General features: G+C 58.9%; 13 protein-coding genes. 5 read left to right on the plus strand and 8 right to left on the minus strand.

From position 1 onward, the window contains the following. The 3 genes from ACWKV9_RS03655 to ACWKV9_RS03665 all read right to left on the minus strand — a co-directional run. Positions 1–254, minus strand: a 254-nt coding sequence (locus ACWKV9_RS03655) for a hypothetical protein (protein ID WP_483834738.1), incomplete at its 3' end; no start/stop codon positions are given. A 194-nt stretch (positions 255–448) separates the two neighbouring features. Then, a complete protein-coding gene (gene waaA, locus ACWKV9_RS03660; protein ID WP_483834739.1) occupies positions 449–1,723 on the minus strand; it encodes a lipid IV(A) 3-deoxy-D-manno-octulosonic acid transferase in 1,275 nt (424 codons plus the stop codon). Positions 1,724–1,737: 14 nt separating this feature from the next. Next, complete coding sequence (locus ACWKV9_RS03665; RefSeq protein WP_483834740.1) at positions 1,738–2,622, minus strand: LysR family transcriptional regulator; 885 nt, start codon at positions 2,620–2,622, stop codon at positions 1,738–1,740. Positions 2,623–2,726: 104 nt separating this feature from the next. Between ACWKV9_RS03665 and ACWKV9_RS03670 the strand changes: the two genes are divergently transcribed. From ACWKV9_RS03670 to ACWKV9_RS03685, 4 genes are read left to right on the plus strand one after another with little or no spacing between them, the layout of a single operon-like run. Then, positions 2,727–3,059, plus strand: a complete 333-nt coding sequence (locus tag ACWKV9_RS03670) for a DMT family transporter (RefSeq protein ID WP_483834741.1) — start codon at positions 2,727–2,729, stop codon at positions 3,057–3,059. A gap of 51 nt (positions 3,060–3,110) precedes the next feature. Further along, a complete protein-coding gene (locus ACWKV9_RS03675) occupies positions 3,111–4,286 on the plus strand; it encodes an NAD(P)/FAD-dependent oxidoreductase (protein ID WP_483834742.1) in 1,176 nt (391 codons plus the stop codon). Next, positions 4,283–5,092: an aldo/keto reductase gene (locus ACWKV9_RS03680; RefSeq protein ID WP_483834743.1), complete on the plus strand. Its 810-nt coding sequence runs from the start codon at positions 4,283–4,285 to the stop codon at positions 5,090–5,092. The genes ACWKV9_RS03675 and ACWKV9_RS03680 overlap by 4 nt, the downstream gene beginning before the upstream one ends. 36 nt (positions 5,093–5,128) lie before the next feature. Beyond that, complete coding sequence (locus tag ACWKV9_RS03685; RefSeq protein ID WP_483834744.1) at positions 5,129–6,094, plus strand: metal ABC transporter ATPase; 966 nt, start codon at positions 5,129–5,131, stop codon at positions 6,092–6,094. A 106-nt stretch (positions 6,095–6,200) separates the two neighbouring features. On the opposite strand, the gene hldE is transcribed toward ACWKV9_RS03685, so the two are convergent. The 3 genes from hldE to ACWKV9_RS03700 form a co-directional block, all read right to left on the minus strand. Next, on the minus strand, positions 6,201–7,622 hold the full coding sequence (hldE, locus tag ACWKV9_RS03690) for a bifunctional D-glycero-beta-D-manno-heptose-7-phosphate kinase/D-glycero-beta-D-manno-heptose 1-phosphate adenylyltransferase HldE (protein WP_483834745.1): 1,422 nt from the start codon (positions 7,620–7,622) through the stop codon (positions 6,201–6,203). 226 nt (positions 7,623–7,848) lie between these two features. Beyond that, positions 7,849–9,657, minus strand: a complete 1,809-nt coding sequence (msbA, locus tag ACWKV9_RS03695) for a lipid A export permease/ATP-binding protein MsbA (RefSeq protein ID WP_483834746.1) — start codon at positions 9,655–9,657, stop codon at positions 7,849–7,851. Positions 9,658–9,665: 8 nt separating this feature from the next. Further along, a complete protein-coding gene (locus tag ACWKV9_RS03700) occupies positions 9,666–10,850 on the minus strand; it encodes an O-antigen ligase family protein (protein WP_483834747.1) in 1,185 nt (394 codons plus the stop codon). 110 nt (positions 10,851–10,960) lie between these two features. Between ACWKV9_RS03700 and ACWKV9_RS03705 the strand changes: the two genes are divergently transcribed. After that, a complete protein-coding gene (locus tag ACWKV9_RS03705; RefSeq protein ID WP_483835374.1) occupies positions 10,961–11,566 on the plus strand; it encodes a BUD32 family EKC/KEOPS complex subunit in 606 nt (201 codons plus the stop codon). A gap of 10 nt (positions 11,567–11,576) precedes the next feature. Here the strand turns inward: ACWKV9_RS03705 and ACWKV9_RS03710 are convergent, their stop codons facing one another. After that, positions 11,577–12,680, minus strand: a complete 1,104-nt coding sequence (locus ACWKV9_RS03710) for a glycosyltransferase (RefSeq protein WP_483834748.1) — start codon at positions 12,678–12,680, stop codon at positions 11,577–11,579. A 186-nt stretch (positions 12,681–12,866) separates the two neighbouring features. Next, positions 12,867–13,823 carry a glycosyltransferase family protein gene (locus tag ACWKV9_RS03715; RefSeq protein WP_483834749.1) on the minus strand — a complete coding sequence of 319 codons (957 nt, stop codon included), beginning with the start codon at positions 13,821–13,823 and terminating at the stop codon, positions 12,867–12,869. Between the last annotated feature and the right edge of the window lie 6 nt (positions 13,824–13,829).

Consider the following 13,829-nt stretch of genomic DNA (forward strand, 5'->3'; position numbering starts at 1 on the left):
CTGCTCAGCCCGGCATCCAGACCGGTTGCCCCCATGGCGACGCCCACCGCCACGCCCACCACGGCGCCAAGCACGCAGGCACCCAATCCGCCAGTTGCGATGGTCAAACCTGTGGCGGCAACCACGGCCGCCGTCGCCAGCGCGCCAATGGCCACGAACGCCGCGACTTCGAGCACGCCGCCGAGGAGGTCGGCCATGACCGAGGTGTGGGAAAGGGCATCGCCCTGGCGGGCGGCCCAACGAGCGTCTGACATTCCGTGTAATTCGCGCCAAGAAAGCGCCGGAATGTAGAGAGCTCAAGCGCCCGTGTCTGAGCGCTGAAACACAAAAATAGAGGGCTACTGAGTTTTCGGAAGCGGACTACTATCCGGAGATATTGCTTCCTACAAAACACCTAAAAATAACTGACAGCATCGAACGAAATCGCCCGATTGGACCTAAAAACCATCTACTCGATCAGACGAGCGATCCCCCCCAGCAATCGCTGCAATGCGCCCTGATTGGCCTTCATCACGTTCAGACCTGCGTCCGCCATTTCACGGGCCAGCCGTGGCTGCTCAATCAATCGCTGGACGGCCCCCGCAAGACTGGAGGCATCGTTCACTTCCTCCAACGCTCCGGCGCTGCGCAATAACGCCGCAATTTGCAGAAAATTAAACAGGTGCGGGCCGCTCAACAACGGTTTCGCCAGCGCTGCCGGCTCCAGCAAGTTATGCCCGCCGGTAGGCACCAGACTGCCGCCAACAAATGCGATATCGGCCAGCGCGTAAAGAAACAGCAATTCACCCATGGTGTCGCCCACCAGCACCGAATCGGATGCGGTCACAGGCGATGCCGTCGAGCGGCGGACAGTGGAAAAACCCTGCTGCCGGGACATCTCAAAAACGCTGTCGAAGCGTTCGAGATGACGCGGCACCAGAATCAGCAGTGCGTCCGGATGGGTGACCAACAACTGACGATGGGCCGCCAACACAATCTCATCTTCGCCCTCGTGGGTACTGGCGGCGATCCACACCGGGCGATCAAGCGCCTGCCACTCGGTACGCAACTGGGTGGCGCGTTCCAGCAACGCTGGGTCGACAGTCAGGTCGAATTTGATCGAACCGGTCACTACCACGCATTCGGGGCGCGCACCCAGATCAAGAAAACGCTGGGCCTCGGCTTGAGTCTGTACCGCAAAAAGGCTGACTTCAGCCAGCATCGGCCGGGTGAGCCTGGCGAATCGGCCGTAGCCCCGCGCCGAACGCTCCGACAGACGCGCGTTAGCCAGCACCGTGGAAATGCCTCGTTTCGCACATTGATGGATGTGGTTGGGCCAAAGCTCGGTCTCCATAATCACGCCGACTGTTGGCTGGACATGATTCAAGAAACGCGCCGCAGCCCATGGGAAGTCATAGGGCAGATAACAATGCTGAATGCGTGGCTCGTTGGCGAACATCGAGCGGATACGCTCGGAACCGGTCGGAGTCATGCTGGTGATGGTGATAGGCAACTGAGGATATTGCGCCAGCAGTGCGCGAACCATCGGCGCGGCGGCAATGCTTTCGCCCACCGACACGGCATGGACCCAGATCCCGCCCCGCTGCATGGGCGGCAGACCCATTGCGAACCGTTCGCCAATACGTTGAGCGTAAGCAGGCGCCTTGCGCGATCGAAGCCACAGACGCAGCGCGATGAAGGGCAGACCAAGATGAAACAGGAAGGTATAGAGGGTTCTATTCATGGGCGCGGAGTTTATCAGCCAATAGCCTTCAAATGATGGGTGAAGCACTCAGCCAGCCAGCGCGCGGCAGGACCGAGCGGCTCGTCGCGTCGCCAGACCATTTCCACCACCAGCGCAGGCGGCGTCCATTCGCTGGTCAACTCGACCATCTGGCCGTGGTAAGCCGGGTATTGCACCACATGACGCGGCAGCCAAGCCCAGCCCAAGCCGCGCATCAACAGCTCGGCCATCACATAAAAGCTGTCAGCACGCCAGACCTGCGGACTTAACTGCTCGCCGCCGGGGTAATCGCTTTGCAGCGGTGCGATCAACAATTGCCGATGCCGCGCCAAATGCTGCCTCGTGACGCTGGCTTCATGGACCAGCGGATGATTCACCGAGCACACCGTCACCATTTCCACGCTGCCCAACGCCCGCCGCTCCAAAGCCTCGGGCATCTGTTCATGATGAAATAGCAAACCGAGGTCGGCGCGGCGCTCGACGAGTTTGCGCGCCACATCACCCTGAGCACTGCTCGCCAGCTGTACTTCCACACTGGGAAATCGCTCATCCAGCGCTTCGAGACTGTCGAGCACCGGCTGATAGGGCATGGCTTCGTCATGGGCCACCCGCAAACGCGCTTCTTCGCCGCGCATCAAGGCCAGCGCACGGCCGTCGAGCCGTTCGCACTGGCGCAACAGCTCTCGCGCTTCTTCCAGCAACGCACTGCCGGCCCCCGTCAATTGCGGTTGACGGCCGCTGCTACGGTCAAAAAGACTGACGCCCAGATCCGCTTCCAGCAACGCAATTGCCTGACTCACCGCCGACTGCGCACGCTGTGATTGCCGCGCCACCGCCGAAAAGGAACGCTGCTCAGCCACACTGACGAACAGCCGAATCTGCTCAAGATTCCATTGCATCACTACACAACCTATCAGCCAAAACGATAGGTAACGACTTTACCCCATCTTGGTTATCTCTAGAATGCTCGCCATTGAAGAGAGCATTTGAAGGGAGTATTGCCATGTCTGCTTACTACTTGCTGGCTATCGCCATCTGCGCCGAGGTCATCGCCACCGTTTCAATGAAGGCCGTTAAAGGCCTGAGCACGCCGCTGCCGCTGCTGTTGGTGATCGTCGGTTACGGCGTGGCGTTCTGGATGCTAACCCTGGTGGTGCGCAGCATTCCGGTGGGGGTGGCCTACGCCGTGTGGGCGGGGATGGGCATCGTGATGGTGAGCATCGCCGCGCTATTCATCTACGGGCAAAAGCTCGACGTCCCGGCGATGCTCGGTATGGGCATGATCGTCGCGGGCGTCGTGGTCATTCAACTGTTCTCGAAAACCGCCGGTCATTGAAAAGCGTGTTCCCCTATAATGGCGCCATTCGTTTCGCCATCTGAGGTGTTCATGCCATCCGCTATTTCCACTGACGTTCTGATTGTCGGCGCGGGCGTCGCCGGTCTCTGGCTCAACGCGCGGCTGCGTCGACAAGGGTTCTCGACGGTGGTGGTAGAAAGCGCAACGCTGGGCGGCGGGCAAACCGTGAAATCCCAAGGCATCATCCACGGCGGCGCCAAATATGCGCTGCACGGTGCGTTGTCCGGCGCTTCGGAAGCCATCGCCGACATGCCCCGTCGCTGGCGTGAGGCGCTGGCTGGCAAGGGCGAGTTGAATCTTTCCGGCGTGCGGTTGCTCTCCGAAGCCCACTATCTCTGGTCCCCCGGCACCCTCGCCGGCAATCTCACCAGCTTCTTCGCCAGCAAGGCCGTGCGCGGTCGTGTCGATCAGGTCAAAGGCACTGATTTACCGCCAGCGCTGCAAGATCCGCGCTTCAAAGGCAAAGTCTATCGCTTGGCCGAGCTGGTCATCGACGTGCCGAGCCTGATCGACAAGCTCGCTGAGCTTGCGGGAGACAGTCTGCTGGCCGGGGAAATTATCGAGCCGCTGCGTGACGGCGATGCACTTGTTGGTCTGCGGGTCGACGGTCGCGATATTTATGCACAACGCATCGTGCTCAGCGCAGGCGGCGGCAATGGCGACCTGCTCAACGCACTGAACGTCACCCGCCCGACCATGCAACGGCGTGCGCTGCACATGGTGCTGGTCAAAGGCCCGATGCTCAAACCGCTCTACGCCCACTGCCTGGGTGGCGGGCCCAAACCTAGAATCACGGTAACGACACATCCCGCAGCGGATGGGCAATGGGTGTGGTACCTGGGTGGCGACGTTGCCGAAGCCGAAGGTGTCGCTCGCGACCCTGCCGAACAGATTGCCGTGGTGAAAAAAGAACTCGCGCATTTGTTGCCCTGGATCGATTTGAGTCAGGCGCAGTGGGCCACCGTTCGTGTTGACCGCGCCGAGCCTGCGCAATCGGGTCTTACGCGCCCGGACAACGCGTTTCTCGACGTGCAAGGTCGGTTGATGATTGGCTGGCCAACCAAACTCGCCCTGGCACCAGACTTCGCCGATCGCGTGTTGGCGTCACTGTCCCGTGACGATATTCACCCAACGCCGCTGCCAGCACTTCCAGACTTTCCGAAGCCGCCGATCGCCCGTCCGATCTGGGATCAATTGCTGCCATGAAGACCCTGCATGATCTGCATCGCCCATTGGGCAGCCTCGGCATCGACGTTTCTCCGCTGGGTCTCGGCACAGTCAAGCTGGGCCGCGATCAGGGCGTGAAATACCCCAACGGCTTCAAGATCCCTGATGATTTTGAAGCACAGCAACTGCTCAAGCTGGCGCGCGATCTAGGCATTAACCTGATCGACACAGCGCCCGCCTATGGCACAAGCGAGACGCGCCTGGGCCCGTTGCTGCGTGGGCAGCGTCAGGATTGGGTGATCGTGAGCAAAGTGGGTGAGGAGTTTGAGAGTGGGCAGTCCAGTCATGACTTCAGCGCTGCCCACACGCGCTTGTCGGTCGAGCGAAGCCTTAAACGGCTGGAGACCGATTTTATCGATTTAGTACTGGTGCATTCCGACGGCAACGACTTGGCGATCCTAAAGCAATTTGAGGTGTACCAAGCTTTGGCCGACCTCAAGCGCGAGGGTAAAATTCGCGGTTACGGCTTCTCCGGCAAAACGGTCGAGGGCGGACTTCTGGCCTTGCACGATGGCGATTGCGCGATGGTGACGTACAACCTCAATGAGCAAGGTGAAAAACCGGTCCTGGACTACGCTGCTGCTCACGGCAAAGCCATTCTGATAAAAAAGGCCCTCGCCAGCGGGCACGTTTGCTTAAGCCCTGGTGTCGATCCTGTACAAGCGAGCTTCGAATTGCTTTTCAAACACCCAGGCGTCACCGGTGCTATCGTCGGCACCATTAATCCGCTGCATCTGGCCCATAACGTAGCGACTGCCGCTGCCGTGATTCGTCGCCAGACCTGATGCAGGCGGCCGACCCCAACGTAAGAAGGAGCCGATATGCCGCGAACGCTGATTCGAAAAAATCCCAGTAATTTCAAGACCCTGCCCCTGTTTGTAGAAGCCACTCCCGAGAGCCTGAGTTACCAGAGCGTAGGGATGCCGCTCAATTTTTCCCAGACCCTGCAACGTCGTCGCAAGATTGAAGTCGAGGACCCTGAGCGCTTCTCCACGGAGCTTGCGAATCTTGGGGTGTCCGTGCGCCTGACGCTCAATTGGCAGAACCGCGATTACTGGGTGTTGGTGCGTCAGCGTCGGCAAGACCGAGGCGATGTGGTGCTCAAGCTGATTTCCGGATACGTCCCGGCCCATGAATTGAATTTGCCGTTGCACACGGCCATTCAGGAAGTGGCCGAAGAATGCCTGATCGAAACGCCGCAAGGCTGGTTGAGTGGGCGCTTCAAAGATACCTGGCTGCCAGCGCCCTACGCCGCTGCGCTGCATTACCGCGAGGCGCTGCCGTTTCGCCTGAGCCCGCTTTCCGGGGCGGCACGTCCGGTGCGCTGCGGCAGCATGACCCTGATCGAACGCCCCCGTGCCTACGTGCATTTGCCCACCGCCTCGTTGCAGTTGATCTACGACATGCGCCTGGAAGTGCCGAAGGAAGCTCGTCCGCTGAGCTTGTTTCACGTTGATGAAAGCCTGGAAAAGGACGAGTTGGTGGCCCGGCTCAATCGCAGCAAGCCTGACCTCTACTTGATGCCACTTGAAAACGGCCTCCCGCTGCCAGAGCTGTACACGCTCAAACAGGACAAGCTGACACCCGCCAGCACACGCGGGCTGTATTTAGCCGAAAGCTTTGCTGCCCAGGAAGGCTGGGTGGTGCATGAAGAGCGCATCCGCTGGAAAGATTGGCTCGCCCAGCAGGGCCTGACTCCCAAGAAGAAGCCAAGCATCAAGCGTCGTTTGAAGGTGGGCGCCAAGCAATTGCTGCGGATAGCGCGCAAGACGCTGCATAAGTCGTAATCACCGATGCGCCTCTCTGTTGGAGCCAACTGGTTGGCGAGTCGGCTGACTGGGTGTGTCAGCCTTAAGGTCTCGCGAACAAGTTCGCTCGTAAAGAGGGTCCTGCTTACTGCCCGCGGATTTTCTCGACGATGGCGGTGGTCGAGCTGTTGGCTACCAGCCCCAATACCTTCACCTCGCCGCCGTACGCCTGCACGATGCTGGCGCCAACCACTTGATCAATCCCGTAATCGCCACCTTTGACCAGCACATCAGGCTTGACGTGGGTCAGCAGGTTTTCCGGTGTGCCTTCGGGGAAGCTGATGACCCAATCCACTGCCCCCAACCCTGCCAACACAGCCATGCGTCGGTCAACGCTGTTGATCGGGCGACCAGGACCTTTCAGGCGGCTGACGGAGGCGTCATCGTTAACGGCGACGATCAAACGATCGCCTTGCGCACGGGCCTGTTCGAGGTAGGTCACGTGTCCGGCGTGCAGGATGTCGAAGCAGCCATTGGTGAAGACGATTTTTTCGTTGTGGGCGCGCGCATCGTCGATGGCCAGCACCAACTGATCAAGCGTCAGCACGCCACGCTCCGAACCTTCGGCGCGCTGGATGGCGCGGCGAAGTTCCGGCGCGCTGATCGCAGCAGTCCCCAGCTTGCCGACAACTATGCCAGCAGCCAGATTGGCCAGCGCTACCGCGTGCGGTAACTCTTCGCCAGCCGCCAAGGCCGCAGCCAACGTGGAAATCACCGTATCGCCAGCGCCGGTCACGTCGAACACTTCACGGGCACGGGCTGGCAGGTGCAGCGCCGGTTGGTCAGGGCGCAACAAGGTCATGCCGTGCTCGCCGCGCGTTACCAACAAGGCGCCGAGTTCGAGCGAGCTCATCAACTCGGCCCCTTTGGAAACCAACTCTGCCTCATCCACGCAGTGGCCGACGATGGCCTCGAATTCGCTCAGGTTCGGGGTAATGACAGTTGCCCCCCGATAGATCGCGAAGTCTTTGCCTTTAGGATCGGCCAGAACCGGAATCCCGCGATCACGGGCAGATTTGATCAGCACTTGGTGGTTTTTCAGGGCGCCCTTGCCGTAGTCGGAGAGCACCAGCACTTTGACGCCATCGAGCAGCGCATCGACTTCTTTGCTCAGCGCCTCAGCATCGGTGGCAAAAGGCTCTTCGAAGTCGATACGCAACAGCTGTTGGTGGCGACTCATGACGCGCAGCTTGACGATGGTGGGCTGGTGCGCAACGCGCTGGAAGCGTGCCGTGACACCCGCAGCCTTCAAGCTGTTGCTTAGGCTTTCGGCGGCCTCGTCTTCGCCGGTCACACCCACTAGCGACGCTTTGGCGCCGAGGGCTGCGATGTTCAACGCAACGTTGGCAGCGCCGCCTGGACGGTCTTCGATCTGGTCGACCTTGACCACCGGCACCGGGGCCTCAGGCGAGATACGTGAGGTACCGCCATGCCAATAGCGGTCGAGCATGACATCGCCCACCACCAAAACCTGTGCCTGATCGAAACGCGGCATGGACAACTTCATCGAACAACCCGTAACTAAATGAACAGGGGCGGAATCTTAGCACAGGGTTTGGGGGGCTTGAGGTACTGAGGGGAAGTCGAAGGGGGGTTCAAGGATGGACGCTATCTGTAGGAGCGAATCCATTCGCGAGGGTCCCGACAGCCGACATAGTTTTATTGCCTGCTGTACCGTCTCGCGAATGAATTCGCTCCTACAGATTTGAGCGTTCCAGCCACCGGGCGCCGGGTCAGATCGCTCCGACAGGCGCCGGTTCGTCCAGCCCCATTGCGTGCAGACGCGAGTAATAGCCGTTCTGCGCGAGGAGCTCGCTGTGCGTGCCACGCTCGACAATGCGTCCCTGATCCATCACCAGAATCAGATCGGCACGCTCGATGGTCGACAGACGGTGAGCAATCACCAGCGTGGTACGGCCTTTCATGACATGGTCCAGCGCCGCCTGAATGTGACGCTCCGACTCGGTGTCCAGCGCTGAGGTCGCTTCGTCTAGGATCAGTAGCGGAGCGTTCTTGAGCAGCGCCCGAGCGATTGCCAGCCGCTGACGCTGGCCGCCTGACAACAACACACCGTTCTCACCCACCTGAGTGTCAAAGCCTTCAGGCAACTGCTCGATGAACTCCTTGGCGTAAGCGTCAGCCGCTGCCGCTTCGATGTCCGCACGCGGCGCGCCCGCCAGGTCGCCATAAGCGATGTTGTTGGCAACACTGTCGTTAAACAGCGTAACGTTTTGATTCACTTGAGCAATGTGCTTGCGCAGGTTGCGCAGGCGGTAATCCTCGATGTCTACGCCGTCGAGCAGGACATTGCCGGTCTCGTGGTGATAGAAGCGGGGAATCAGATTCGCCAGCGTCGACTTGCCGCTACCTGAGCGCCCGACCAGGGCAATCATCTGCCCAGGGGCCGCACTGAAGCTGATGTCGTTCAATACCTGACGCTCAGTGCCCGGATAAGTGAAGCTGAGGTTGCGCACCTCCAGCGTACCGGACACTCGATCCAGCTCAACAGTGCCCTCGTCCAGCTCAGGCGCAACGTCCAGCTGCTCGAAGATGCTTTCAGCGCCGGCCACGCCCTTCTGGATGGTCGAGCTGACTTCGGACAACTGACGGATTGGCTTGGGCAGAAGACCTGCCGCAGTGATGTACGCAACCAGATCGCCCGCCGTCGAATCACCGCGCAGATACAGGACCAGAAACATCAAAGCCGCCATGGCGGTATAGATCACCAACTGCAACATCGGCGTATAAACCGCGCCAGTCTTGGTCATCTGCAGTTGCTTGTCGGTGTTGTGGGTACTGGCCTTGGCGAAACGCTCTTGCTCGTAGGTTTCGCCGCCGAAGCTGCGTACAACGCGATAGCCCTGAATGGTCTCGGACGCCACATGCGTCACGTCGCCCATCGCCACCTGGATCTTCTTGCTCTGTTTGCGGAATTTCTTGCTGGCACTGCCGACCATCACGGCGATCACCGGCAGGATGGCGAGCATGACCAGTGTCAGCTGCCAGTTCATCCACAGCAGATAGATAAACAGGAAAACAACCGTCAGGCCTTCGCGGATGACAACTTTGATAGCGTCCGTGGCCGCGCCGGTGACCATCGTCACGTTGAAGGTGATACGCGAAATCAAGTGCCCGGAGCTGTGGGTATCGAAATAGCGGTTGGGCAACACCAACAACTTGTTGAACAGTTCTATGCGCAGGTCATGAACCAGCCCCAGCGAAACCTTGGCCAGGAAATAGTTACCCAAATACGAGCCCAACCCCTGCCACGCCGCGATCAATATGATCAGCAGCGGCACGGCCTGCAGCAGTTGCAAGTCGCGCAGGTAGGGCACATTGGGAAACAGGACGGCTTCGGGGTTACTCAAGCCATCGACGAAGTACTTGAGAATCCCGGCCAGCATCGGCTGGGTAGAAGCGAAGATCACGAAGCCGACGATGCTGAGAATGAAAATCCCGACGTAGGGTTTCACGTAGTTCAGCAGTCGAAAATAGATTGTCATGCTGGAGCTTTGTCCGCTAATGGACGGTGTATCGCTCATCGTAAAGCTCACTGATTGAGTGGAACGCGGGATTTTATCACAGCCGGGCCAACTTCCCTTCGCGCCCATACCAGCAGACTCGCCAGGCCAATCGGCAACCAGCTGATGAACCATTCAGCGCGAGGGGAACCGGTAAGACTCGCGGCGTCGAATTGCATGGCAAGTGTCGAGAACAGCCAGATACCGATCAGACCACGACCCAGATCAGTCTCGCGAACCCGCCAGGCTTGCCAGAGCACAGTCAGCCAGATCGCCACCCACAACAGCATGCCAGGCACGCCAAGTTCGATGGCGATATGAGTGAACAGATTGTGCGAGTGATCGAAACGGAAACCGTCGGCTACGACGACCTTGTATTCCGAGCCCAACCCTAAACCGGCGAACGGATGCAGCTCGATCATATTTAATGCGGCGGTGAATATCTCGGGACGGTAAGACGAACCACGCGCCATCATCAATGGTTCCAGCACGATGAAGCCGATGACCGCCACCATGACTGCGGCGGCCGACAGGTAAAACGCACGTCGGTGCCGCCACCAGACAGGCAGCGCCACGACCGTGAAGAAAAGCGCGAGCACGGCGCCGCGACTTTGCGACATCACCACGAACGCCGAACTGACCATCAAAACCAGCACCCATACCGCCTGCAACGGGCGCGAGCGCGGCGGCCAAAGCAGGGTCCAGATGACCGATACGCCGATCACATACGCACCCAAAATCGGATGACTGAGCTCACCGATGCCTTTTACGCGTGCCTGCCACGCGTTGTGCTCAATACCGAAGAACTTGATGATCGACACCAGTGCGACGATGCCCAGCCCCAACCCGGCCCAGCGCATCAGGCGTATGACCCGCTCAGGTTCGGCGTCGGCCAGGATGGGGAAAAACAGAACGAAAAACGCGATATACAGGATTCGCTTGAGCTCACGCGAAGGCTCTTCGGCGTGACTCCAGGCCAGGCTGACCGTCGCCCATATCGCCAGCAATGACAGCAGCAAGAACAATATCCGCTGCCCGCGCCATGCTTCACCGAGACGCGCCCGCGCCGACCAGGCCAGCGCGATGCAAGGTACCCAAAGCAACGCGACGAGGCCCTGCTGATAGATCTTGTTGGCCGGAGCGAATGCGATGGCGAGCAGAAACCATAATAATCCTGCAGATAGCAGGACCTGTGCCCAGCGTTTCGAGTACATCCTGTCTCCCTAAAATTTAGGACCAGTCTTGCCCGGCATGGTGAAAGCGTTAACTTTTGGGCATCATTGCCCGTCAAACAGCTCGTAACTTTTCACAAGGCTTTCTACTGATGCAATGTTTCCGGCTTTCAAAAGCCGCTTTAAATCAAATGATCGTCGGCGCCAAAGTGCTGGAGGCCGACAGCTATGGCGCGAAAGTGTACATGCTGCAGGACGGCAAAATCCTTAAACTATTTCGTCGCAAGCGCTGGTTTTCATCAGCGTTGCTGCGCCCCTACTCCAGACGCTTCATCGACAACGCCACCCAGCTGAAAAAGCTCGGCGTGCCGACGTTGAATGTCACGCACTTCTACACCCTTGAGCAGCAGGGAATGACCGCTGTGCTCTATCGCCCGCTACCGGGTGAGACTCTGCGTCAAATCGCTGCCAAGCCGGGTTTTTCCTGGTCACAAGCGCTTCCGGCGCTGATCGAGTTGATCCGCAGCCTGCACCGTTCAGGTATTTATTTCCGCTCGCTGCACTTGGGCAACATTGTCGTCACGCCCGAGGACAAGCTCGGGCTGATCGACGTTGCCGACATGCGCTTTTTCAAGGCGCCCCTTTCAGAGCGTCTGAAGAAGCGTAACGTTCAGCATTTCGCGCGGTATATCGAGCGGGAAAATCTTGGTCAGGAATTTCCGCTGCAAGACCTGGAGAAGGCCTTGTTGGCATCTTGAGCACCCCTTCTCAAGGATGAGAGGTGAGCAGCGCACGCGAGTCATTGCGAAATTGCTCCCAGGCTTTTTCAGGAGCCAGCGCCCGGTGCTGGGACGCCGAAACATCGTCGCCCTCTTGGGCGGTGAACTGCTCAATCGCCGCAACCCATGCCGGAACGTCTGCAACAGGCACATAATGCCCGGCGTCGCCCAGTTGCTCGCGAAATACATCCAGATCGCTGACCAGCACTGGAACGCCGGCAATAACCGCTTCCTGTAACACCAGCCCGAGTCCTTCCTCACGCGATGGAATCACCACCCAGTCAAAACCGCGGTAAAGCCTCGCCAACCCAGGTTTGTGCCCTGGCAGGAAGACTTTATCGCCAAGCTTGAGCTGCTTGATCTTGCGCTCAAGAACCCCACGGTCAGGACCTTCGCCGATGATGACCAGATTCAGATCGGGATGGCGCACCAACGACTGTGAGAACGCGTCCAGCAGGTAATCAAAACCCTTGTCTGTCACCAGACGCCCGACGGCGCCGAGGATACGCATGTTTTCGGCGGGCAGATCGAGTACGCGCCGAGCCTGCTTTCGGGCCAAAAGCCGCAGGCAGAAGGATTCGGGCTCCAACGCACTGCGCAGGCCAATGACGGGGATTTGCAGGGTTTTCTGCAGCGAAGCCGCCAGCGTTTGCGATACCGCTGCCAATGTCATGCGCTCGGCAGGAAACTGCTGAAACATCAGCCGCTGATGGTCCCGCATTTTCGTGGCACCGTGAAATACCACGACAACCCGGATATCGGGCATGTCCTTGAGGACTGGCAACAGCACCCTGGCAACGCCCAGCCCGTCGAGCAATACAACTTTGGCCTGACTCTCGATCAATGCCTTGCGCATGCGAAATTGCAGCACCGGCTTCAACAGGCGCCAGACGTGACGCTCTTTGAGCAAACGCGAAGACAGTTTCCACTCCCGTACCTGGGGCACCGGCTCAGCGCAGCCGCTGGCTTCGCCCTGCAGGAACCACGTCTTGATATCGGTGGCAGGGTCGAGCTGCGAAATAATTTGCTGATGGACCTTGTGAACCGAGGAAAAGGGCGCACCGCTGGACCACATCACATTAATGATGCTCATCGCACGCCTTGCCTTGACGTCAACGTCACGACACTCATATGGGCAGGGTTTATCAGTGGTAAAGCCAATGCACACCCCGAAAGAGAAAACCGTAGAACCCTGTCGCCCTCGTAGGGCGCTGTCCTTGTGTTCAATTCACACTCTGCCATACCGCCTGAATCCACAGTCCGGCCAATATCTGTTCCATCAGAAGCCTGTCGCAGCGCGCAACCGCTCAATTAAACTGAGCGGCGCATGCTCACGCAGGTCGGGTTCCAGAGCCTGCACTATCCGCTCGCCGATCGCGGCGAAAGAGAACTGTGACGTTGCCAGATTTCTACCCTCTACGGCAATACGCGACGCTAATTCAGGATCATCGCGCAAAACCGCCAGCTTTTGCTGCAATTGGGGGATATCCCTGTAGAGCACTACGTTGCGCATGTCTTCAAAACCCAGCGCGGCATTTTCGGCTTCGCCCTGGTCGAACGTCAGCAACACACAGCCACAGGCCATGGCCTCGAAGTTCTTGATCATGTACTCGCCCATACCGACGTCAGCGCTGACGAAAAAACGGATACGGTTGAGGGTGTCGCAATACTCTTCGCCGGACTTGGTGCGCGTCACGATCAGCGTTTCGACACGGCCCAGTTCATCGAGCAATTGCTTGCGACCGCTGTAGGCCACGCTGTTGGTGCTGCCGACAAACGCCAGCTCGATATCGCGCTCACGCCCCTGATCGGCGAGCAAGGTTTGATCGTAACCCTTGGGCACGAAGACCGCGTCGAAGCCTTCTTCACGCAGGCGCTCACTGACCATGAAGCCCGAGCTGATCACGCGCACCCAAGGCAGTTTGCGATAGTGAAGGCTGAATTTCCCGGTGTATTTGCAAGGAATATAGTTCTGATAGGCGTCGTGTTCGAGGATCACCAGATTGGGGATCGTGCGAATAAAGCTGGCCTGACGCAGCTCCTGCTTAAAGCGCAGGAAAAAGACGATGCGGTCGTAGCGCGTCACGTCAACTTCACGACGGAAATAGCCACGCAGGTTTCGCTGTTCTTCAGAGGTCAGCCAGCGCAAGTCACACTCGCAGCTCGCTGTAACGCCTTCGTACAGGCGGTCCAGAATGGCACGTTGCTCTTTCTGGACCAGGAATAGAACTTTCATCGATTT

It is taken from the genome of Pseudomonas corni (assembly GCF_057128765.1).

Bases quoted from the DNA above. Each gene is read 5' to 3' on its own strand.
- waaA (WP_483834739.1), bottom strand. From the start codon at position 1,723: ATGAATAGAACCCTCTATACCTTCCTGTTTCATCTTGGTCTGCCCTTC.
- ACWKV9_RS03665 (WP_483834740.1), bottom strand. From the start codon at position 2,622: ATGCAATGGAATCTTGAGCAGATTCGGCTGTTCGTCAGTGTGGCTGAG.
- ACWKV9_RS03670 (WP_483834741.1), top strand. From the start codon at position 2,727: ATGTCTGCTTACTACTTGCTGGCTATCGCCATCTGCGCCGAGGTCATC.
- ACWKV9_RS03675 (WP_483834742.1), top strand. From the start codon at position 3,111: ATGCCATCCGCTATTTCCACTGACGTTCTGATTGTCGGCGCGGGCGTC.
- ACWKV9_RS03680 (WP_483834743.1), top strand. From the start codon at position 4,283: ATGAAGACCCTGCATGATCTGCATCGCCCATTGGGCAGCCTCGGCATC.
- ACWKV9_RS03685 (WP_483834744.1), top strand. From the start codon at position 5,129: ATGCCGCGAACGCTGATTCGAAAAAATCCCAGTAATTTCAAGACCCTG.
- hldE (WP_483834745.1), bottom strand. From the start codon at position 7,622: ATGAAGTTGTCCATGCCGCGTTTCGATCAGGCACAGGTTTTGGTGGTG.
- msbA (WP_483834746.1), bottom strand. From the start codon at position 9,657: ATGAGCGATACACCGTCCATTAGCGGACAAAGCTCCAGCATGACAATC.
- ACWKV9_RS03700 (WP_483834747.1), bottom strand. From the start codon at position 10,850: ATGTACTCGAAACGCTGGGCACAGGTCCTGCTATCTGCAGGATTATTA.
- ACWKV9_RS03705 (WP_483835374.1), top strand. From the start codon at position 10,961: ATGCAATGTTTCCGGCTTTCAAAAGCCGCTTTAAATCAAATGATCGTC.
- ACWKV9_RS03710 (WP_483834748.1), bottom strand. From the start codon at position 12,680: ATGAGCATCATTAATGTGATGTGGTCCAGCGGTGCGCCCTTTTCCTCG.
- ACWKV9_RS03715 (WP_483834749.1), bottom strand. From the start codon at position 13,823: ATGAAAGTTCTATTCCTGGTCCAGAAAGAGCAACGTGCCATTCTGGAC.